This window comes from Pseudoduganella sp. HUAS MS19, assembly GCF_053615455.1.
In genome coordinates this window covers 1,773,715-1,795,418 of sequence record NZ_CM132133.1, presented here as the reverse complement: position 1 = coordinate 1,795,418, position 21,704 = coordinate 1,773,715, and the positions used below count along the sequence as shown (strand labels likewise).

Below are 21,704 nucleotides of genomic sequence, written 5' to 3'. Positions count from 1 at the left end.
TTTTTATTCGCCCTTGATCAGGCTGGCCACCTTGGTGGTGATGATATCCACCGCCGGCCCATTGGCGCCGTGCGGCAGGATGACGTGGGCGTGGCGCTTGGTCGGCTCGATGAACTGCTTGTACATCGGGCGCACCGTCTCCATGTATTGATTGATCACGCTTTCCGTGCTGCGGCCGCGCTCCGCGATATCGCGCTGCAGGCGGCGGATGAAGCGCACATCGGCCGCGGTGTCGACGAAAATCTTCAACGACATCTGCTTGCGCAGGTCGGCGTCGTACAGTGCAAACAGGCCCTCGATCACAATCACGGGCGCCGGCTTGACGGTGATGGTCTGCGTGGTCCGGTTGTCTATGGAGAAGTCGTACACCGGCATCTCGATCGACTCGCCTTCGCGCAGCCGACGCACATGTTCCACCATCAGCGGCCAGTCGAACGCATCCGGATGGTCATAGTTGACTTTGCGCCGGTCCTCGGGCGCCATATGGGTCTGGTCCAGGTAGTAGTCATCCTGCAGCACGACCGACACCACTTCCGAACCGAAGGATTTCAGCACTTCGCGCGTGACCGTCGACTTGCCGCTGCCGCTGCCGCCTGCGACACCTATCACGAAGGGTTTGTTGTTCGAATTGTTCATGTGATATCCGTCCCAGGCAAAAAAAACCGGGTATTTTACCCGGTCTTTGTACTACACCAGCTTTTAGGCGGTGCCGCCGACTGTCACGCCGTCCAGTCGCAAGGTCGGTTGGCCGACGCCGACCGGCACGCTTTGCCCTTCCTTGCCGCATACGCCGACACCTGGATCGAGCTTCATGTCGTTGCCGATCATGGTGATACGGTTCATCACGTCCGGACCATTGCCAATCAGGGTGGCGCCCTTGACCGGATAGGTCACTTTGCCGTCCTCGATCATATAAGCCTCGGAGGCCGAGAATACGAACTTGCCGTTGGTGATGTCGACCTGGCCGCCGCCGAAGTTGACCGCGTAGATGCCGTTCTTCACCGACGCCAGGATCTCCTCCGGATCCTTGTCGCCGCCCAGCATATAAGTGTTGGTCATGCGCGGCATCGGCAGGTGCGCGAAGGATTCGCGGCGCGCATTGCCGGTGACGTTCATCTTCATCAGGCGCGCATTCATGGTGTCCTGGATATAGCCCTTCAGCACGCCGTCTTCGATCAGGGTGGTGCACTGCGTCGGGTTGCCCTCGTCGTCGATGTTCAGCGAGCCGCGGCGGTTGGCCAGCGTGCCGTCATCGACCACGGTGACGCCCTTGGCCGCCACGCGGTCGCCGATGCGGCCGGAGAAGGTGGATGAGCCCTTGCGGTTGAAGTCCCCTTCCAGGCCGTGGCCGATCGCCTCGTGCAGCAGGATGCCCGGCCAGCCCGGGCCCAGCACCACGGTCATCGGGCCGGCCGGTGCCGGGCGCGAGTCCAGGTTCACCAGTGCCGATTTGACGGCGTCGGTTGCGTACTGGTCCAGCAGCGCATCGCTGAAGTAGCCGTAGTCGTAACGACCGCCGCCGCCGGACGAGCCGACTTCGCGGCGGCCATTCTGCTCCACGATCACGGTCACCGACACGCGCACCAGCGGGCGTATATCGGCCGCCAGCACGCCATCGCTGCGCACCACCAGCACCACATCGTATTCACCGGCCAGGCCGGCCATCACCTGCACCACGCGCGGATCCTTGGCGCGCGCCATCTTTTCCACGCGCTCCAGCAGCTTGACCTTGGACGCCGCATCCAGCGACACCAGCGGGTCATGCGGCATGTACAGCGAACGGCCGCCGACAGGCGTCATCTTGCCGGCCACCTTGATCTTGCCGGCGCCGGCGCGCGCAATGGTGCGCGTGGCAGCGGCAGCATCCAGCAGTGCCGATTCGGAAATCTCATCGGAATAGGAGAAGGCGGTCTTGTCGCCCGACACGGCGCGCACACCGACGCCCTGGTCAATCGAGAACGAACCGGTCTTGACGATGCCTTCTTCCAGGCTCCAGCCCTCGTTCTTGGTGAACTGGAAGTACAGGTCGGCGTAGTCGACCTTATGGGTGAACATGCTGCCCAGTGCTTTGAGCAGCTTGCTTTCGTCCAGGCCAAATGGGGTCAGCAGGATGTCTTTCGCTGCAGCCATGGCGGACAGGTTGGGGTCGAATGGTTTCATATCGGAATCTTGTTTTTGATGGTACTTAAGCCGGATTTTAGAGGATTCGGTGTTTCAGTGCTGGCAGGCTTTCACGCACGCCATGCACGAAGGCCGGGTCCAGCTCGCCGGTCACCACGCCCTCGCCTTCCGCCAGCACCGCCTTGACCTCGCCCCACGGGTCGATCAGCATCGAATGGCCCCAGGTGCGGCGGCCGTTGACATGGCTGCCGCCCTGCGCCGCCGCCAGCACATAGCACTGGTTTTCGATGGCGCGTGCGCGCAGCAGGATTTCCCAGTGCGCCTTGCCGGTAGTATAGGTAAAGGCGGCCGGCACCACGATCAGGTCGAGCGGGCCCATGGCGCGGTACAGTTCGGGGAAGCGCAGGTCATAGCAGACCGACATGCCGACCTTGCCCACCGCTGTCTCGACCGTGCCCACCGTCTTGCCCGGCACGATGGTGCGCGCCTCGTCGTAGGACTCGGTCCCCTTGGTGAAGCCGAACAGGTGGATCTTGTCGTAACGGCCAACATGCTTGCCCTGCGGATCGTAAACCAGCGTGGTATTGATGACACGCTCGGGATCGTCCGAGGTCAGCGGCAGCGTGCCGCCCAGCAGCCAGATGCCATGCTCGCGCGCCATGGCCGACATGAAGTCCTGGATCGGCCCCTTGCCCAGCGCTTCCGCCCTGGCCACCTTGTCGCTATCGTTCATGCCCATGATGGCCCAGTACTCGGGCAGCAGCACCAGCTGCGCGCCCTGCGCGGCAGCTGCGCCGATCAGGCGGGCGGCGGTGGCGATATTCTCTTCCACGACAGGGGTGGACACCATCTGGATCGCAGAGACTTTGGTCATGGCGTTGGCTCCTTTGGATTCTCGATCTTGGTGATGACCGGCGCTTTCCAAGGCCCGGTCACCTGCATCTGGTAAGTCAGCGCCTTCATCACCGGCGCGCTGAGGAACAACTGCGCCAGATAGCTGCCCAGGCCAATCACCGGGTTGACCGCTAGCGCATACACCAGCGGCGCCGTGCCCAGGTTGACCTGCGGGATCACCACCACGCGCAGGTTGGTCGATTCATTGGCAATGTCGGCCGTGCCGTCCATCAGCACGGTGGCCTGTACGCCGTGCATCTTCAGGTTATCGGTCTTGACGATGCCCTGGTTGATGGTGGCGTTGGCCGTGATGCCGTCGAACTGCAAGCCTTCCGAGAAAACGTCGGTAAATTCCAGCTTGAGCAGGCGCGGCAAGGCTTGCAGGCTCAGCACGCCGAGCAGCTTGGCGGCGCCCGGGTCCTGCTTCAGGAACTGCCCCTTCTCCACGTTCAGCGCCAGCGTACCGGACAGGCTCGGCAAGTCCATATGGTAGGGCAGGCCCTTCCAGGCGATATCGCCGCTCAGCTTGCCTTTCCCGTTGCGCAGCGTGTCCTTGAAGCCAAAGCGCTCCAGCAGCTTGCCGGCGTCGTGGATATCCATATTGAAGTTGAGCGCCGTGTTGTGCTGGCCATCCCTGCTTTGCCAGCGGCCGGTGCCGTTCAATTCGCCATCCGCATTGGCCAGCGACAGCTTGCTGATGCGCCATTCGCGCGCCGAGGTGGTCAGCGCATTGTAGGCATGCAGTTCGAGCTGGCCCAGCGGGCGATTGAACCATTCGAAACGCTGCACTTCGATGTCCAGCGCCGGGATGGCCGGTGCGGTGGTCGAACTTTCCAGCAAGTCCTTGACCGCAGCCGCCTGCGATTCGGGGATGACCAGCGACGACAGGCGCGCCGTCACCTTGCCCACGCCCTTGCCGGTTGGCGATTCGTTCCAGGTGATATAGCCGACCGCCTGCTGCGAGTCGATGCTGGCCTGCCACACGCCCTTGCTGTGCGTGACGCCGGCCACCACATTGTCGAGCTTGCGTTCGCCGACGATCAGTTCAACGGCACGGGCCGCCATGGTTTCCGGCATCACATATTGCGCAATATCGGCGCCTTCAGCTGCGCCTTGCGCAGCGGGCTTACTGTCATTGCCTGCGATCTCGGCCGCCAGGTCGATCCAGTCATCGACATTCAGCGACCTCAGGCTGGCCTGGATCATCATGCCGCTGTCCGGTTCCGGGGCCGGCACGTTGACGCCAATGCCGCCGTTGACCAGCTTCCATGGGCCCTTGTTGACGCGCTGGCGATGGTAGCGCGCGGCATAGGAACTGCCCAGCGTAATGCGGATATCGTCGCGCGCCACGCCCTGCTCGTTGGCGCTGCCGCCATTCAGCTGGAAGTGCAGCGGCATGCTGTCGGCGGCGGCTTTCTTCAGCGGCGCCGGGAAGTCCAGGCTCGCGCCCTGCATGCCGGAATCGATCGCTACCTCGTATTTGTGGTCCTTGGCGGTAATCAGCCCGGTGAATTTGGCGCCGCCGCCCAGGTGGTTGGCAAGGCGCTGCACCGCAGGCGCAGGGTACTGCTTGCGCAGCCCTTCCACCGTTGCCGAGCCGGCCAGGCGCACCTGGATGCCGCCATCCTTCTGGCTGCCGCCAGTCACCGACAGCGGGCCGCCCAGCAAGGTGCCGGCCAGGTTGTTCAGGTTGACGCCTTTTTCATGGAACTCGATCTTGCCGGTGGCGCCGGCTACCGTTGGCATGTCGTGCCACAGCACCACGTCGTTGCCCTGCAGCTGCAGGGCGCCCTGCACCTTGGCGTCGATGATGTGCGACAGCGGCAGGTGCAGGTTGAGCGCCAGTTTCGCATGGCCCGTGGCGGTCGTTTCTTCGGTGAAGTGGCCAATCCATTCCAGCACCGGGCTGGCCGCCACGTATTTGAGGAAGTCCTGCATGGGGCCGGCGGCCGTGCCGTCGATGTCGAGCATGCTGTCGTGGCTGCCCAGGTCAGGGATGACCGCCTTCACATTGGACAGCGCGACACCCAGGGTGCGTGCGGTTTCCGCCTTGATTTCCATGCGGGCGCGGTCGAACACGATGGTGCCGCGGATCTTTTCAGCCAGCGGCCAGAGCGGCGTCTTGCCGTCCTTGGCGAAATGACCGGGTTCGTAGTTGAGCCGTCCATCGACGATGCGGCCGGCCACGCGGAATTCGCCCCTGGCCTTGTCCGGCGAGCCCTCCTTGAACGGGAAATGCGACAGGTCGCCGCGCAGGCGCAGCGAAGTCTCGCGCAGCATGCCGTCTTCCAGCGCGCCCACCAGCCAGTGGCGGGTATGTTCCGGCGTCTGCTTCGGCAGGTAGCGGCCGATGCGGTTGATGGTGAAGTCGTCGATGCTGCCGGTAAAATCGGACATCCCCGGGCCCTTCGCGCCGGGCCCGCGCGGCAGCGTGTGGCTGCCGGCCAGCTTGAGTTTCATGCCATCCTGGACCAGGTCGAGCTGCTCGAGCTTGACCGCCAACTGCCTGGCATCGGCCAGCGACCAGCTTCCGTTCAGCTTGAACTGCTCGAATGCCATCGGTTCGTCGTCGAACCAGGCCGGCATTGCCAGCGTGAAGCCGGGTGCGTTCAGCGCCACGCTGCCGCCCTGCTCGCCGGCTGCCACCCGGCCGCTCAAATTCTCGAAGCCGGGGATGTCGGGCAGCGCCGGCATCGGCAGCGCCCTGGCCGAGCGCGCCACGGCGGGGCGTGCTGCCAGTGGCTCCATGCCCAGGCCGTCGAGATCGGCCGCCAGCTTGTAGTCCTGGGCCGCCGACAGCGGGCCGCGCCATTCCGCCACCAGGTTGCGCACGCGGCCGCGCGGCGCGGCTTCCGCCAGCAGGTCGCGCTGCACTTGCGGCAGCGGCAGGCGGGTCGCCAGTTCGGACAGGATCTTCAGGTCCAGCGCGGCGGCCTTCACTTCGGTCCAGGCGGGCTGCTTCGCCGCGGTTACATGACGCGCCGACGCGGTGGTCGGCGCCAGCTCCACCCCGTCGCGCGTGCGCAGCGTCAGGTCCTTCAGTTCCAGCGAACGGGTGATGGCGGGCGGCGTGCCGGGCGTGGCCACCAGGGTGGCGGCATGCGCTTCGCTGGCCGTGACGCGGCCGCGCAAGGCCGCCACGTCCAGCTGCGGCAAGTCCTTGCCCAGGGTGGCCACCACATTATCCAGCGCCACGTCGGCCGTGACAGCCGTCGGGCGCGCAGCGTCGATGCTGAGCCAGGCGCGCACGCCGCCGCTGGCCGATTGCACATCGAGCTTGCCCGGCAGATAAGGCTTCCAGCCCGCCAGGTCGGCCCGGCGCAGTTCCGCATAGACTTCGCCCTTCCACTGCTTGACGTCGGAAATGCGGGAAAAAGGCTGGTGGCTGAAATCGGCGCGCACATCGAGCGGCGCTGCCATCGCGGCAGGCGGGGTAGCCTTAAAGGCAAACTGGTGGCGGCGCCACTTGTTCAGCATCAGGGCGGTGACACTCTCCAGCTTCAGTGGCGCGCTGCCGCGCTGCATGTCGGTCCAGACGATGCGGCCATCGCGCACCACCACCTCGCGCTGCGACAGCAGCCAGTCGGCACTCTTGCCATCGCCCTTCTTGTCCAGGTCGATGTAGATGCCGGCGGCATACAGCTTGCCGTCGGGTTCGCGCCGCACGTCGACTTCGGGACGGTGAAATTCCAGCGATTCGAAGCGCAGGCCGCCGGCCGGCACGCTCCACCACGACAGCGTAGCCGATACGCTGGGCAGGTGCAGCGCCTGCTGGCCGCGCGCATCGCGCATGACCACGTCGCCCAAGATCAGTTGTGGGCGCAAGCCTTTCCAGGAAGCGTAGACGCGGTCGATGGCGACCGGGTTGCCGACCGCCCGGCTGGCCAGGCGCTCGATATCGCCCTTGTAATGGTCGATATTTGGCAGGATCACCCAGCGCAGCGCCAGGAACAGGAGGGTGAAGGCAAAGTACAGCAGCAGGGCCAGCTTGATGGTGAAGCCGAGGACATGATGGGTGGCGATGTTCCAGAAGCGATAGGCAGCCTGCAAGCGATGCCAGCGCTCTTTGAGCGGGGCCTCGACTGCCTCGATCTGCTCTACCAGGTTGTCCTTCAATACGCTCAAGCCAAGCCCTTATCAATACAGCATTTTACCGCACCGCCCCGTTAAACTATGTTCCAATAGGCACGGTTTTGCAGGCTTTTTACACTCTCTAACATCTGTCAATGAGCACTTCCGCACTCGTTTCCGCATCCCGCTTTTACCAGCGCTGGCTGGCTGCCGATCCCTCCCGCCAGGCCAAAATAGATGCTTTAGCGCAATTATCGCTTGCCTCGCTCAACTTTGCCGATGTTTTGGCAAGCGAACAGGGAGAGCTGCCGCTGGCGCGCGGCATGCGCCGCCTGCGCAACCTGGTGCTGGCCACCCTGATCCGGCGCGACCTGGAGGGCAAGGCTGACCTGGACGAGGTGGTAACGACCATGACCAGGCTGGCCGACTTCGTGATCCGCACGCACCTGGCGCAGCTCGATGCCGCCATGCGCGCGGCCCACGGCGTGCCGCTTGGCGCCGATTCGGGTAGCGAGCAGCACATGATGGTGCTGTCGATGGGCAAAGGCGGTGGCGGCGAGCTGAACGTGTCGTCCGACATCGACCTGATCTTCGTCTATCCGGAAGACGGCGAAACCGCTGCCGCTCCCGGCCAGCGCCAGCTTTCCAACCACGAGTACTTCGTACGCCTGGGCAAGCAGCTGATTGCCGCCATTTCCGAAATCACGGAAGACGGCTTTACCTTCCGCGTCGACATGGCGCTGCGCCCGAACGGCGCTTCCGGCCCGCTGGCCGCCAGCCTGGGCATGGTGGAGAACTACCTGATCGTGCAAGGCCGCGAGTGGGAGCGCTACGCCTGGGTCAAGGCGCGCGCCGTCACCGGCCGGCCCGAAGACATCGCGGCGCTGGACGCCATCGTGCGCCCCTTCTGCTTCCGCCGCTACCTCGATTTCGGCGTGATCGATGCCATCCGCTCCATGCACGCCCAGATCCGCGCCGAAGTGGCGCGCCAGGAAAGGCTGCACCCCGAGCGCAGCCACAACGTCAAACTGGGCCGCGGCGGCATCCGCGAAATCGAATTCCTGGCCCAGGTCTTCCAGCTCATCCGCGGCGGGCGCGACCCCGAACTGCGCGGCCGTTCCACACGCGCCACCCTGCGCCAATTGCCGGAAAAAGGCTTGCTGGGCGCCGACGTGGTGGCGCGCCTGCTGGAGGCCTACACCTTCCTGCGCAACCTGGAACACCGCCTGCAGTATATCGACGACGCCCAGACCCATACCCTGCCGCCGAACGAGGCCGACCGCCTGGCCGTGGCGCAGATGATGGGCTTGCCTGACGTGGCCACCCTGCTGGCCGGGATGGACGCCCACCGCCAGTACGTCGCCGAGCAGTTTGATGCCATCTTCGCCGATAAGAGTGGCAACGGCAGCGAAGATGTCGATCCGGCCACCAGCAATGAATGCGCCGATCCCGACAACCGGGAAGCGATCGAAGCGCGCTTTGCCAGCCTCGGCTACGAAGACCCGGCCGCCGCCGCCCGGCGCCTGATCGCCACCTGGCAAGCGCCCAAGCTGGCCACCCTGCCCGATGCCAGCCGCCAGCGGCTGGTAGCCCTGGTCAACGCCGCCCTGCCGCAGATCGCTCGTGCCGCCGAGCGCAACAGTGCAGGCAGCAAGCTCGGCACACTGGGCCGGCTGCTCGACTTCCTGGAAGCGATCTCGCGCCGCTCTTCCTACCTGTCGCTGCTGACCGAATACCCGCACACGCTGGAACGCGTGATCACCATGATGCATGCCAGCGGCTGGGCCGCCAAATTCCTGACCCAGCATCCGATCCTGCTGGACGAGTTGCTGGATGACCGTATCCTCAGTGCGACTTTCGACCCGCTAGCCGTAGCGGCCGAACTCGAGCGCCAGCTGGCCACCGCCGCCGGCGACACGGAACGCCAGCTCGACATCCTGCGCGAAGTGCACCACGCCCAGTTGTTCCACCTGCTGGCGCAAGACCTGGCCGGTTCGCTGACAGTGGAAAAGCTGGCCGACCACCTGTCGGCCCTGGCCGATGTGATCGTGGCAGCCGTGGTGAAAGCGGCCTGGCAAACGGTCGCCAAGCGCCACCTGGACGTGCCCAAGTTCGCCGTCATCGCATATGGCAAGCTGGGCGGCAAGGAGCTCGGCTATGTCTCCGACCTTGACGTGATCTTCCTGTTCGACGATGAAGACCAGGACGCGCCCGGCCTGTACGCCAAATTGGCGCAGCGTTTCATCACCTGGATGACCTCGCATACCCCGGCCGGCATCCTGTTCGACATCGACACTGCGCTGCGCCCGGACGGCGCCAGCGGCATGCTGGTCTCCAGCGTCGGCTCCTTTGAAAAATACCAGCAGGGCGCGGCCTGGCTATGGGAACACCAGGCCCTGACCCGCGCCCGCTTCTGCGCCGGCGACGCCGCCATCGGCCAGCGCTTCGAGCAGATCCGCTGCCAAGTGCTGCGCCAGGCCCGCCCCGATGCCGCCGCGCTGAAACAGGAAGTGCTGGCCATGCGCCAGAAGATGCGCGACGCCCGCCCCAACCGTAGCGAACTGTTCGACCTCAAGCAGGACGAGGGCGGCATGATCGATATCGAATTCATCGTGCAATACCTGGTGCTGCAATACTCGGCCCAATACCCGGAACTGACTGGCAATATCGGCAATATCGCCCTGCTGCACCTGGCCGGCAAACTGGGCCTGGTGGACGCGGCACTGGCGGGCGACGTCGCCGACGCCTACCGCGATATGCGCAAATGGCAGCACCAGCTGCGCCTGCAAGGCCAGGACCAGTCGCGCGTGCCGCCGGAGAAGGCGGCACAACACGCCCAAAACGTGCGGAAACTGTGGGAACGTATTTTCCGCGCCACGCCTTGAGCGGAAAATCGCCGTAAATTCGCTGTTTTTCCCACAAAGTTATTGATCTAGTAATTTTGTATCACTAGATTGAAGCCAGCCGGCCGTGCAAAACAGGCACGAGCCTCATGCGTGCTAACAATGGGAGAAAACATAGTGAAGCGAATCCTGCCGAAACGCAGTGTCATCGCAGTAGCGTTGACCCTGCCTGTATCGCCTTTCCTGCTGGCCCAGGAAGCCGCCGACAAGCCGATCCCGAAAGTGATCGTGACCGGCTCGAACATCGCCCGCATCGAGTCGGAAACCTCGCAACCGGTGCAAGTCATCCGCCAGCAGGACATCAAGCGGCTCGGCGTCAGTTCGGTCAAGGAATTGATGGACACCCTGACCTCGTCCGACCGCTCGGCCCTGACCGATGCCGGCGGCAGCAATTCCTTTGCCGGCGGCGCCTCGTCCGTGTCGCTGCGCGCCCTCGGCAAGCAGTCGACCCTGGTGCTGCTGAACTCGCGCCGCGTGGCCCCGTATCCGCTGGCCGACTATAACGAAGTGTTCACCAACCTCGACTCGCTGCCGCTCGATGCGGTGGAGCGGGTCGAAATCCTGCGCAATGGCGGCTCGGCCATCTACGGTTCGGACGCCGTGGCCGGCGTGATCAACGTCATCACCCGTTCCGACTTCCGCGGCCTGACGGCCAGCGGCAGCTTCACCCGCTCCGTCGAGCAGCAAATGATACGCAACGGCACCGTCAGCGTGACCGGCGGCATGGGCGACCTCGACACCGACCGCTTCAATGTCCTGGCCAACGTCGAGTATTACAAGCGCAACGGCGTGTTCTGGCGCGAAATCGTGGACGACATCAACCATCGCTATGGCGATTACTTCGGCGCGCTGGCGCCAAAGAGCGGCCAGATGTTCGGCAACCGCGGCCTGCCATCGACCTTCAGTTTCCCCGGCAACCTGATCGGCCAGGGACCGCTGCCCGGCTGCGCCACCCTGAATGCCGGCGGGCTGTGCGTCTATGACCGCTTCAGCCGCTTCCAGGCCCAGCCAGGCGCCGAACGTGTCAACAGCCTGATCTCGGGCCGCTTCAAGATCAACGACAGCACCGAAACGTTTGCCGAAGTGCTGTACTCGCACACCACCACCGACTACGGCGGTGCTTTCGCCACCTATGGCTCGACCAATCCGGTGGCTGTATGGGGTGACCCAAGCACAGGCCAGCAGCGCCAGTTCTTCTATCGCGGCCTGCCGGCCACCCATCCACTCAACACCAGCGGCGAGGAACTCGAGCTGCGCTACCGCTTCGCCGACGACCCGTCCTACCGCAAGTCGACCAGCGACCAGTACCGCGCGCTGGCCGGCATCAAAGGCACGCTGGCCAGCAAATGGGATTGGGAAGCGGCGCTGGGCGTGATGGGCGGCAAGACCAAGGACCGCAGCCGCGGCGGCTTCTTCAGTGTCAGCGGTTTCAGGCAGGTCATTGGCGAAGACCGCGATCCCGCCGACTTCCCTGATCCGGACTTCTTCAACCGCGAGTACAAGCTGGGCCAGATCAACTCGCCCGATGTGATCGCCAGGCTGTTCCCGGAAAACGGCTACGACGGCAAGATCACCCAGACCTTCATCGACCTGAAGGCGAACGGCCAGGTCGGCAGCATCGGCAACCGCCCGGTCAGTGTCGCCGTCGGCGGCGACGTGCGGCATGAAAAAATCCGCATCATGCCGACCGCCAACCTGCTGGCGGGCGATATCGTCAGCAACGGCGCATCGGCAGCCAATGCCAGCCGCACCAACGAGTCGCTGTTCGCCGAAATCAGCCTTCCGGTACTGGAGAAGCTGGAGCTGATCGGCGCCGCGCGCTACGACAAATTCCCCGGCTTTGCCGGGCGCTTCTCGCCCAAGGTGGCGGCGCGCTGGCAAGCTGCCGAATCCTTCCTGCTGCGGGCGACCGTGGAATCGGGCTTCCGCGCACCGAACCTGACCGAGAGCGCCCAATCGAGCAAGTTCGCCTTCGATAATGGCGTCACCGATCCGAAGCGCTGCGACCAGGCGCAAGCCCTGGCCAGCGATCTGCGCACCCAGGCCGATGCGCTGCCGCCCAGCGATCCGAACGTAGCGCTGCTGCTGGCGCGCGCCGACACTGTGGAAGGCAACGAATGCGCGGCCGGCGTGGCATCCATCGTGCGCAACAACCCCAACCTGAAGCCGGAAACTTCGCACAGCGCGACCCTGGGCTTCGTGCTGGAGCCGGTGAAAGGCACGTCGGTCGCATTCGACTACTTCCGCATCGAGCGCAAGAACGAGATCGGATTGAAGAACACCTCTGAGCTGCTGTCGGCAGAAGACTCCCTTCCGGCAGGCACGATTACGCGTCTTCCGCTGGCACAGGACACGACTTTCACCGCTGCCGAACGGACGACCTACGGGGTGACTGCCGGCCCGCTGGCTTCCACCAACGGCATGTTCGAGAACGTGTCGAAGACCAAGACCAGCGGCGTCGACCTGGGTCTGGCGTCGCGCTTTACGGTGCCGGTGGGCCGCCTCGACATCAATGGCAACGCCACCTACCTGATCGACTTGCGCAACTTTGCACCGACGCGCAATGGCGGCAGCTGGGGCGACAACCTGGCCGGCCGCTATGGCTACTCCAAGTTCAGCGCCAACCTGATGGCGGCGCTGACCACGGGCGCCTACACCAACAGCCTGCGCGCGGTGTTTTTCAGCCCGCAAAAGCTGCAGGGCGACTACTTCGACGAGGAGTACACCAAGCAAGCTTGCGAAGCGAACGAATGGGATGCGGGTGTATGCCGCGTAGGTTCCGAAGTGCGCTGGGACTACAATTTCACCTATACCGGCATCAAGAACCTGACGTTGTCGGTCAACATCCGCAACCTGTTCGACCAGCGCCCGCCGCTTGACCTGAAAGCCGTCAACCGCGATGGCGGGGGCATCATCCCGCAAAACCTGGACGACGTGGCCGGCCGCCGCATCCGCCTGACGGCAGAGTACCGCTTCTTCTGATCAGGCAGCCATGGGCAGCGCATCGGCCGACGCGCTGCCCAGGTAGCGGCCGCTGCTCACGGCCGGCCGCTGCGTTTCGATGGCATCGGCGAAGAACACGGCCGGGTCGGCGTGCAGCTCCGTCACATGGCGCTGCAATGCCGGGTAAGCCGCCAGCTCCAGCCCCGCTTCGCGCTGCGCCCAGCGCACCACCGCCACCAGGCAGGCATCCGCCACCGTTCGTTTGCAGCCATCGAGCCACTCCTGGCTGGCCAGAACTTCATCCAGTGCGGAACATGCCAGCGCCATGCGCGCCGGGCCGCCATCAAAACTTTCATGCAGGTAGTCCAGCAGCGTATCGAGCTTGCGCGCCTCCGCCGTGCCGGCGCGGTAGCCCAGCAGGTAGCGGCGCTGCTGGCCGATATGGCGCAGGATGCTGCGGCAATCACGCAGCAGCTTGCCGCCCGCCTGCAGCACCGGCACCGGCAAGCCGGGCAGGTCGGCCTGGACCAGCCGGTACGGCCGGCACAGCCACTCGAGGGCAACGATTACGCCGAATGCACAACCGTGCGGTGCGCCGTGGTACAGGATGGTTTCCATGTGTATGCCTCATTGTTTTTGTTGGGGATGCAGCATTGTCCGACCAATATAGGACAATATCCGCCCTGATTTCATGCCATGATGGCATCATCATGTCGAAACCCGCCATCAAAGCCCTCTCCATCCTCGAACTGCTGCAAAGCCAGCGGCAGATTTCAGGCGCCGAAATGTCCGAGCGCCTCGGCATCGACCGCCGCACGCTGCGCCGCTACATCGCCATGCTGGAAGAGCTGGGGATCCCGATCACCGCCGAGCGAGGCCGCTATGGCGGCTATATGCTGGTGCCCGGCTTCAAGCTGCCGCCGCTGATGTTCACCAACGACGAAGCGTCCGCCGTGGCATTGGGCCTGATGGCGGTGCGCTCGCTGCGCCTGGCCGATACCGCGCCCTCGGTGGCCAGCGCCCAGGCCAAGCTGGAACGGGTCATGCCGCCGGCACTGCAAGGCAGCGTACAGGCACTGCGCGAGACTGCGGTCCTCGACACGCCGGAACAGCGCTGGGCCTATTCCGGCACCGCCCGCCCCGCCCTGACCGGCGAGCTGACGGCGCTGGCGCTGGCGGCACAGACCCAGCACCGCGTGCGCTTCCGCTACACGCCGCAGGATGGCGAATCCATGCAGCGCGAATTCGATCCGTACGGCCTGGTATTCAGCCATACGCGCTGGTATGTGGTGGGTATGTGCCGCTTGCGGCTGGCGATCCGCTCGTTCCGCCTCGACCGCATCGCGGAGGTAGCCGAAACCGGCGCCGTATTCGATAAGCCGGACAGCTTTGACGCTGCCGCGCAATTGCAGCACGCCATGGCGACCTTGCCGCGGCCCCTGCCGGTACAAGTGCTGCTGCACACCGACCTGGCCAGTGCCGCGCGCGAAGTGGGACGCTATATCGGTCCGCTGGCCGAAGCGGAAGGCGGAGTAAGGCTGAAGACGACCACTACCAGCTACAGCTGGTTCGCGCGCGTCCTGGCTTCCTGGAACTTCGACTTCACCATCGAAGGCCCGGAACAATTGCGCGAGGCCATAAAAGAAGAGGCGCGCCGCTTGGCGCGCCTCGCAGGTTAGCTACGCCAACCGGTTATTACCAGAACTTGTACTCGGCCGACAGGCGCAGTACGCGGCCGCGCAGCGGCAGGCCGGTGGTACGCACGTTGACGACAGACTGGCGGTTGAACACGTTGTCCACATTGACGTAGATGCCGAGATCCTTGATGCCGGTGTAGCCGAAGTTCGCGTCGAAGACCACGTCCTTCTTGATGCGGCAATAATCGGCTGGGATATCACGTGCTTCGCAACCTTCCGCAGTGTTGTTCTCGTCGTACTTGTTGGTGATCAACTGGGTGCCAGGACGGTAGGTCATGGCGCCGCCGGCTTTCCAAGGGCCGTTGTTCCAGTTGGAGGTGGCGCGCACGGTGTAACGTGGGTTGCCGTACAGGCCAGCCAGATTCTCCGTAAAGTCGTTCTCGACGGTATCCCAGCCGCGGTAGTCGAGCTGGTAGTTCGCGCGCACGGTGTTGCGGAACTTGCCGTAGGTACCCAGGTTGATCTGGTGGTTCAGCTCGAAGTCCAGGCCGGACACCTTGGTGCGGTTCAGGTTCTGGTAAGCCATCGAGATAGCCGACATCGGACCGGTGGTATGTTCGATGCGCTTGCCCGACAGTTCGAAGACGCGCTGCGACATATTGCGGTCGTCATCCGTGACAGGCAGGCGGTTGACGAAGCCCGGGTTCAGGTCTTCCTGAGCCAGGATCTGGTCGATGTCGAGGGTGCCGATCTCATTGCGGCGCTCGATACGATAGTAGTCCAGGCTCATGGACAGGTCCTGGGTCGGCTGCCAGACCACGCCGCCGTTCACGCTCTTCGACTTTTCCGGATCCAGGTCCGGGTTGCCGGCGATGTCGACTGCGGCGCTGGCCGAGCAGCCTGCGTCGCGGGCACGAATCGCATCGGCCTTGTCGACCGCATTACCCTTCAACAGTTCGTTGTACAGCTGGGTCGCGGTGGCGCAACGCTTCGGATCCTGGATGCGGTTCTGGAAGGCGGACAGCGCCACCTTGCCAGTTTCCGCGGCATTCGGCGCACGGAAGCCGTGCGAGAAGGTACCGCGCACCATCAGGCTTGGATGCAGCTGGTAGCGCGCGCTGAACTTCGGCACAACGTTCGCATCGGTCTTGCCGACCTTGTCCACACGCAGCGCGCCGCTCAGCTCCAGGTCCTTGATGACCGGCGCCGACAGCTCGGTGTACGCAGCATACATATTGCGGCCGCCAGTCACATTGATCGAGCCGTAGCCGACGATCTCCGCATTGGCGATGTTTTCGCTGACCCAGGAGTCGAAACTGTCGCGGCGGTATTCCGCGCCAACGGCCAGCTGCATCGGACCGCCTGGCAGTTGCATCAGTTCGCGCGATGCGCGCAGGTCGATGAAGCTTTGCTTCGACTTGCCGTTGAAGCTGGTGCTCGGGAACATGCGACGCAGCAGTTCATCGCTGTTCACCTGGCCGAACTTGTATTCGCCGCTCAGGACGGCAGCCAGGTAATTCTTCGCATGCTTGTTACCGCGGCCTTCCGCATCCGAAGTGTTGGCCATGGTGCCGATCGCGCTGTTCCAGTCCCAACCGAAGTGGGTGCCTTCCAGGCCGGCCATGACGCGATATTGGCGAGCGTGCGCTTCGTTCTTGTACATTTCAACCGAATCAGCATAGCGGTAGCGCAGCTGGATCGGGAAGCTGTACGGGTTGTACGGGTGGCCCGCCGGCAGCATTGGCTCGGTGAAGGACTCGAGCTGGCGGGTCCTGGCGTTGAACCAGCGCGATGGCGTGCCAGTGTATTGCATGATAGCCGGCGCGTTGTAGAAGGTGGTCTTGGTGTCCGACAGTGTGATTTCAGCGAACGCCTGCAGGTTGTCGTCGATCTTCAGGCGGCCCGAAGACATGAAGTTGGCGCGGTCTGCTTCGGCGTGCGCGCCGACGCGGGCCCACTGGTCGAATTTGCACAGACCGTCTTCCAGCAGTTCAGGCGCGCAGCCTGGTGCCGCGGTGGCGATCGACCTGCCGGCCAGCGAAGGATCGGCCGGGTATGGATTCGGGTATCTGCCGAAGTAGTTACCCGGGGTCGAGTAAGTCGACTTCACGCCGAAGGTAGGGCTGACGTGGGTGATATACCAGTCCGGCAGGCGGCTCTTGATGGCGCGGTCGTCGTACGGGGTACGGTGGAACAGTTCCAGGTGGTTGAATACGTTCCAGCCCTGCGAATTGAAGTCGCCCAGGCCCCAGGTGACGGATGCGGTCTGGTCACGATCCAGTTCGCTCTTGACCAGCGACTGGCGCACGCCGGCGCGCAGGGTCAGGCCATTGAATTCCTTCTTCGTGATGATGTTGACCACGCCGGCAACGGCGTCCGAGCCGTAAATTGCCGAGGCGCCGTCCAGCAGCACTTCGACGCGCTCGATCACTTCGGATGGAATCGAGTCGATGTTGACGAAGGTTTGCTGGCCGCCATCGGCGGTACCGAAGTTCGACACACGGCGGCCGTTCAGCAGGGTCAGGGTCGAGCCCTTGCCCAGGTTGCGCAGCGACAGGCCGGTTGCGCCCGACGAGAACGAATTGCCGCTGGTAAGGTCGCTCAGGTCGCCGGTATTGGCAGTCAGGGTATCGACGATGTCCTTGACGGTGGAGGCCCCCATGGCCTTGATTTCTTCACGGCCCAGCACCTGGACCGGCGATGCGGTCTGCTCATTGATGCCGCGTTTGATGTGCGAGCCGGTCACGATGACTTTTTGGACAGCTGGCTGGACGGTTGCGTCAGTTTGCGCGAACGCAAACTGCGAGCCTGCCAGGGTAAGCGCGACTGCGACTACGCTGCGCTTCAAAACAAATTGCTTGTTCAACACATTCTCCCTAGATGCTTATTTATATGTGTGCACCGTTTTGAGGCGGCACCGTGGGAGTCTGCCATCGGGCAACTGTTTTTAGAAGAGAATGTTTAGCACAAAAGCAATATTGTGTGAGTTTGTTGGAAAATGACAACGAAGTTTGGCATAATGAAAGATAGTCTATACACAAACTTACGTTTTGACGACAAAGAGTCGCCTCGACGGCGCGCTTCGGCAAAGAAAAGGGCGCCCTCGGGCGCCCTTCCTTTTTCAGCGGTCAGCCGCTTATTTGGCGTTCATCAGTGCCACGGTGGTGTCCAGCATGCGGTTGCTGAAGCCCCACTCGTTGTCGTACCAGGACGATACCTTCACCAGCTTGCCCGACACCTTGGTCAGGGTGGCGTCGAAATTCGACGAAGCCGGGTTGTGGTTGAAGTCCACGGAGACCAGCGGCTCGGTGTTGTAGGTCAGCACGCCCTTCAGTGCGCCTTCCGAAGCTTCCTTCATGATCTTGTTGATTTCTTCAACAGTGGTGTCGCGCTTGGCGATGAAGGAAAGGTCGACGATCGAGACGTTGATGGTCGGAACGCGGATGGCGTAACCGTCCAGCTTGCCGTTCAGTTCCGGCAGCACCAGGCCAACCGCGGCAGCAGCGCCGGTCTTGGTCGGGATCATGGACTGGGTGGCGGAACGGGCGCGGCGCAGGTCTTCGTGCATCACGTCGGTCAGCACCTGGTCGTTGGTGTAAGCGTGCACGGTGGTCATCAGGCCGGTTTCCAGGCCGATCGCGTCGTTCAGCGGCTTGACCAGCGGGGCCAGGCAGTTGGTGGTGCAGGATGCGTTCGAGATCACGGTGTCCGAAGCTTTCAGCACGCCGTGGTTCACGCCGTATACGACGGTCGCGTCAACGTCCTTGCCGCCTGGTGCGGAGATGATCACTTTCTTGGCGCCGCCTTTCAGGTGGGCCGACGCTTTTTCCTTGGTGGTGAAGAAACCGGTGCACTCCAGCACCACGTCCACGCCCAGCTCGCCCCATGGGATTTCAGCCGGGTTGCGCTGCGCGAATACGCGGATCTTGTCGCCGTTCACGATCATGTTGTCGCCTTCCACCGTCACGGTGCCCGGGAACTTGCCGTGGGCGGTGTCGTAGCGGGTCAGGTGGGCGTTCGACTCGGCGTTGCCCAGGTCGTTAATCGCCACAATCTGGATGTCCTGCTTTTTGCCGCCTTCGTAGAAAGCGCGCAGGACATTGCGGCCGATACGGCCATAACCGTTGATTGCTACTTTGATCGTCATGCTGTTTACTCCTGATGATAGAAATTAGATGACTGCTTTGACTTTAGCCACGACATTGTCGACGGTGAAGCCGAAGTGCTTGAACAGCACGCCGGCCGGCGCCGATTCGCCGAAGGTGTCGATACCGACCACGGCGCCTTCCAGGCCAACATACTTGTACCAGAACGCGGTGACGCCCGCTTCGATCGCCACGCGTGGCAGGCCCTTGGTCAGCACGGATGCCTTGTAGGCTGCGTCCTGGCGGTCGAACACGTCGGTCGACGGCATGGAAACCACGCGAACCGGGGTACCGGCTGCCTTCAGTTCGGCGGCGGCTTTCATGGCCAGTTCCACTTCGGAACCGGTGGCGATCAGGATGGCCTTGGCGCCGGCTTCGTCGGACAGCACGTAGCCGCCCTTGGCGACGTTGGCCAGGACTTCGGCCGAACGCTCGATGAACGGCAGGTTCTGGCGCGAGAAGATCAGGGTCGACGGGCCGTCGGCACGCTTCACGGATTCACCCCATGCCACCATCGATTCGACGGTGTCGGCAGGACGCCAGTTGTCCAGGTTAGGGATCAGGCGCAGCGAGGACACGTGTTCCACCGACTGGTGGGTCGGGCCGTCTTCGCCCAGGCCGATCGAGTCGTGGGTGAACACGAACAGGGAACGCTGCTTCATCAGCGCGGCCATACGCAGGGCGTTGCGGCTGTAGTCGGCGAAGGTCAGGAAGGTCGCGCCGAACGGGATGTAGCCGCCATGCAGGGCGACGCCGTTCATGATGGCGGACATGCCGAACTCGCGCACGCCGTAGTTGATGTGGTTGCCCGGCACGCCGGAACGGACCGCGATGCATTCCTTCCAGTTGGTCAGGTTGGAGCCGGTCAGGTCGGCCGAGCCGCCCAGGAATTCAGGCAGCACTGGCGCCAGTGCCTGGATCGCGTTCTGCGATGCCTTGCGGGTGGCGATGGTTTCTTTCTTCTCGACGCAGGCGGCGATGGCGGCGTCCAGGGTAGCCTGGAAATTGCCTGGCAATTCGCCTTTCATGCGGCGGGTCAGTTCAGCAGCTTCGGCCGGGTACTGGGCAGCGTACTTGGCGAACATTTCGTTCCAGCTGGCTTCGAATTTCTCGCCCTGTTCCTTGAAGTCCCACGCTTCCTTCACATCGTGCGGGATGTCGAATGGCTCGGCGCCCCAGGAGATGTACTCGCGCACTGCGGCGATTTCCTTGTCGCCCAGCGGTGCGCCGTGCACCTTGTCGCCGCCTTGCAGGTTCGGCGAGCCCTTGCCGATGATGGTTTTGCAGCAGACCAGGGTCGGCTTGTCGGATTTCTTGGCTTGTTCGATGGCGGCCGACAGCGCAGCAACGTCGTGGCCGTCCACGTTCTTGATTACGTTCCAGCCGTAGGATTCGAAACGCTTAGGGGTGTCGTCGGTGAACCAGCCTTCAACCTTGCCGTCGATGGAGATGCCGTTGTCGTCGTACAGGGCGATCAGCTTTTTCAGGCCCAGGGTGCCGGCCAGCGAGCACACCTCGTGCGAGATGCCTTCCATCAGGCAGCCGTCGCCGATGAAGGCGTAGGTGTAGTGGTCGACCACGTCGAAGCCAGGCTTGTTGAATTCGGAAGCCAGCAGCCATTCAGCCAGCGCCATGCCGACCGCGTTGGCGATGCCCTGGCCCAGCGGGCCGGTGGTGGTTTCCACGCCCGGGGTGTAGCCGACTTCAGGGTGGCCCGGGGTCTTGGAATGCAGCTGGCGGAAGTTCTTGATCTCTTCCATCGGCAGGTCGTAACCCGACAGGTGCAGCAGCGCGTAGTGCAGCATCGAGCCGTGGCCGTTGGACAGCAGGAAGCGGTCGCGGTTGACCCAGGCAGGGTTGGTCGGGTTGTGGCGGTGATGACCGCTCCACAGTGCTACGGCAATCTCGGCCATGCCCATTGGCATGCCTGGGTGGCCGGAGTTGGCCTTCTGCACAGCGTCCATTGCCAGCGCACGGATTGCGTTGGCCATCTTGGTGAAGGGGAGCGAAGTTTTCATCGTATATCGAGGAAGGTTGAGTATTTGGTGCACTGCGGCAGGCGCCGCCTTAGGAACCCGATATTTTACCAGAGCGTGACCCCAGCGCTTAAAATTGGTGCATTTCAACCTTTCCGAAGTGACCATATGCCCCGTTTCCACGTGCCACAGCCCCTTGCCGCAGGCCAGCAACTGGAGCTGCCAGCCGATGTTGCCCACCATATCAATGTGGTGCGCATGGAGCCGGGCGACACGCTGACCCTGTTCAACGGCGATGGCGGCGAGTATACGGCAGTGTTGACAGAAGTGCAAAAGAAAAAAGCCTGGGCGGAGATCAAGCTGTTCGATCCGCGCGAAGCGGAGCTGCCGTTTGCCGTAACCCTGGCCCAGGCCCTGCCGGAAGGGACGAAAATGGACTGGATTATCGAGAAGGCGGTGGAACTGGGCGTGGCCGGCATCCAGCCGCTGGCGGCGCGGCGCTGCGTGGTGCGGCTGTCGGCGGAGCGGGCGGAAAAGAAGCTGGAGCACTGGAATGGGATCGTGGTGTCGGCATCGGAACAGTGCGGGCGCAACCGCCTGGCCACGGTGGCGGCGCCGCTGGAGTTTCGCGACTGGATTTCGCGGCAGGACTTGCACAAGCGCGTGATCCTGACCCCGCGCGCCACGGCATCGCTGGCCGATTGGGCAAGGCACCAGCCGGCGCAGGCGCTCAGCATCATGGTCGGGCCGGAGGGCGGCTTTTCCGATGAGGAGGAGGCTGAGGCTTTGCGGCATGGCGCCCTGCCCTTGTCGATCGGGCCACGCGTGCTGCGTACCGAAACTGCGGCGCTGGCGGCGGTGTCGATACTTGCTGCGGCCTGGGGCGGGATTTAAACCGGTAAACCGGGGGCTGACCCACAGGGTCAGACCCTGTCGGCGCAACCGCCACGGAGTTAGGGTCAGACCCGCAGGGTCAGACCCCGTCAGCCAACCGCCGCAGGGTTAGGGTCGGAC

General features: G+C 63.6%; 12 protein-coding genes. 4 read left to right on the top strand and 8 right to left on the bottom strand.

What is annotated here, in order from left to right; all coding sequences use genetic code 11:
- Nucleotides 1-3 precede the first annotated feature (3 nt).
- The 4 genes from udk to ACWBU6_RS08280 all read right to left on the bottom strand — a co-directional run bounded on the left by udk (nucleotide 4) and on the right by ACWBU6_RS08280 (nucleotide 7,140).
- Entirely contained in the window at nucleotides 4-636 is a 633-nt protein-coding gene (udk, locus tag ACWBU6_RS08295; RefSeq protein ID WP_452648338.1) for a uridine kinase, read from the bottom strand.
- A gap of 63 nt (nucleotides 637-699) precedes the next feature.
- Nucleotides 700-2,160, bottom strand: coding sequence for a metalloprotease TldD (tldD, locus tag ACWBU6_RS08290; protein ID WP_452648337.1), 1,461 nt, complete (start codon nucleotides 2,158-2,160; stop codon nucleotides 700-702).
- 37 nt (nucleotides 2,161-2,197) lie between these two features.
- Nucleotides 2,198-2,995: a carbon-nitrogen hydrolase family protein gene (locus ACWBU6_RS08285; protein WP_452648336.1), complete on the bottom strand. Its 798-nt coding sequence runs from the start codon at nucleotides 2,993-2,995 to the stop codon at nucleotides 2,198-2,200.
- Complete coding sequence (locus ACWBU6_RS08280; protein ID WP_452648335.1) at nucleotides 2,992-7,140, bottom strand: YhdP family protein; 4,149 nt, start codon at nucleotides 7,138-7,140, stop codon at nucleotides 2,992-2,994. Before ACWBU6_RS08280 ends, ACWBU6_RS08285 begins: the two co-directional genes overlap by 4 nt.
- A 101-nt stretch (nucleotides 7,141-7,241) precedes the next feature.
- Here ACWBU6_RS08280 and glnE point away from each other — a divergent pair, with 101 nt between their 5' ends.
- Both glnE and ACWBU6_RS08270 read left to right on the top strand, forming a co-directional pair.
- Nucleotides 7,242-9,971, top strand: a complete 2,730-nt coding sequence (gene glnE / locus ACWBU6_RS08275; RefSeq protein ID WP_452648334.1) for a bifunctional [glutamate--ammonia ligase]-adenylyl-L-tyrosine phosphorylase/[glutamate--ammonia-ligase] adenylyltransferase — start codon at nucleotides 7,242-7,244, stop codon at nucleotides 9,969-9,971.
- Nucleotides 9,972-10,106: 135 nt separating this feature from the next.
- Nucleotides 10,107-12,971 (top strand): TonB-dependent receptor plug domain-containing protein, encoded by a 2,865-nt coding sequence (locus ACWBU6_RS08270; protein WP_452648333.1) that lies wholly within the window; start codon nucleotides 10,107-10,109, stop codon nucleotides 12,969-12,971.
- Here the strand turns inward: ACWBU6_RS08270 and ACWBU6_RS08265 are convergent, their stop codons facing one another.
- Entirely contained in the window at nucleotides 12,972-13,550 is a 579-nt protein-coding gene (locus ACWBU6_RS08265) for a glutathione S-transferase family protein (RefSeq protein ID WP_452648332.1), read from the bottom strand. It abuts the gene before it with no gap.
- A gap of 92 nt (nucleotides 13,551-13,642) precedes the next feature.
- On the opposite strand from ACWBU6_RS08265, the gene ACWBU6_RS08260 reads away from it, so the two are divergent.
- Nucleotides 13,643-14,611, top strand: coding sequence for a helix-turn-helix transcriptional regulator (locus ACWBU6_RS08260; protein WP_452648331.1), 969 nt, complete (start codon nucleotides 13,643-13,645; stop codon nucleotides 14,609-14,611).
- 16 nt (nucleotides 14,612-14,627) lie between these two features.
- Here the strand turns inward: ACWBU6_RS08260 and ACWBU6_RS08255 are convergent, their stop codons facing one another.
- From ACWBU6_RS08255 to tkt, 3 genes are all read right to left on the bottom strand, one after another.
- Nucleotides 14,628-17,435 (bottom strand): TonB-dependent receptor domain-containing protein, encoded by a 2,808-nt coding sequence (locus ACWBU6_RS08255; RefSeq protein WP_452648330.1) that lies wholly within the window; start codon nucleotides 17,433-17,435, stop codon nucleotides 14,628-14,630.
- A gap of 270 nt (nucleotides 17,436-17,705) precedes the next feature.
- Nucleotides 17,706-18,716, bottom strand: coding sequence for a type I glyceraldehyde-3-phosphate dehydrogenase (gene gap / locus ACWBU6_RS08250; RefSeq protein WP_130315211.1), 1,011 nt, complete (start codon nucleotides 18,714-18,716; stop codon nucleotides 17,706-17,708).
- Nucleotides 18,717-18,740: 24 nt separating this feature from the next.
- Nucleotides 18,741-20,732 (bottom strand): transketolase, encoded by a 1,992-nt coding sequence (gene tkt / locus ACWBU6_RS08245; RefSeq protein WP_452648329.1) that lies wholly within the window; start codon nucleotides 20,730-20,732, stop codon nucleotides 18,741-18,743.
- Nucleotides 20,733-20,858: 126 nt separating this feature from the next.
- Here tkt and ACWBU6_RS08240 point away from each other — a divergent pair, with 126 nt between their 5' ends.
- The gene (locus ACWBU6_RS08240; protein ID WP_452648328.1) at nucleotides 20,859-21,584 is read left to right on the top strand and encodes a 16S rRNA (uracil(1498)-N(3))-methyltransferase; all 726 of its coding nucleotides are present in this window, start codon (nucleotides 20,859-20,861) and stop codon (nucleotides 21,582-21,584) included.
- The last annotated feature ends 120 nt before the right edge of the window (nucleotides 21,585-21,704 follow it).

What these genes read in the sequence shown, in the direction of transcription:
- glnE (WP_452648334.1), top strand. Translation starts at nt 7,242, where the DNA reads ATGAGCACTTCCGCACTCGTTTCCGCATCCCGCTTTTACCAGCGCTGG.
- ACWBU6_RS08285 (WP_452648336.1), bottom strand. Translation starts at nt 2,995, where the DNA reads ATGACCAAAGTCTCTGCGATCCAGATGGTGTCCACCCCTGTCGTGGAA.
- tkt (WP_452648329.1), bottom strand. Translation starts at nt 20,732, where the DNA reads ATGAAAACTTCGCTCCCCTTCACCAAGATGGCCAACGCAATCCGTGCG.
- ACWBU6_RS08260 (WP_452648331.1), top strand. Translation starts at nt 13,643, where the DNA reads ATGTCGAAACCCGCCATCAAAGCCCTCTCCATCCTCGAACTGCTGCAA.
- tldD (WP_452648337.1), bottom strand. Translation starts at nt 2,160, where the DNA reads ATGAAACCATTCGACCCCAACCTGTCCGCCATGGCTGCAGCGAAAGAC.
- udk (WP_452648338.1), bottom strand. Translation starts at nt 636, where the DNA reads ATGAACAATTCGAACAACAAACCCTTCGTGATAGGTGTCGCAGGCGGC.
- ACWBU6_RS08240 (WP_452648328.1), top strand. Translation starts at nt 20,859, where the DNA reads ATGCCCCGTTTCCACGTGCCACAGCCCCTTGCCGCAGGCCAGCAACTG.
- ACWBU6_RS08265 (WP_452648332.1), bottom strand. Translation starts at nt 13,550, where the DNA reads ATGGAAACCATCCTGTACCACGGCGCACCGCACGGTTGTGCATTCGGC.
- gap (WP_130315211.1), bottom strand. Translation starts at nt 18,716, where the DNA reads ATGACGATCAAAGTAGCAATCAACGGTTATGGCCGTATCGGCCGCAAT.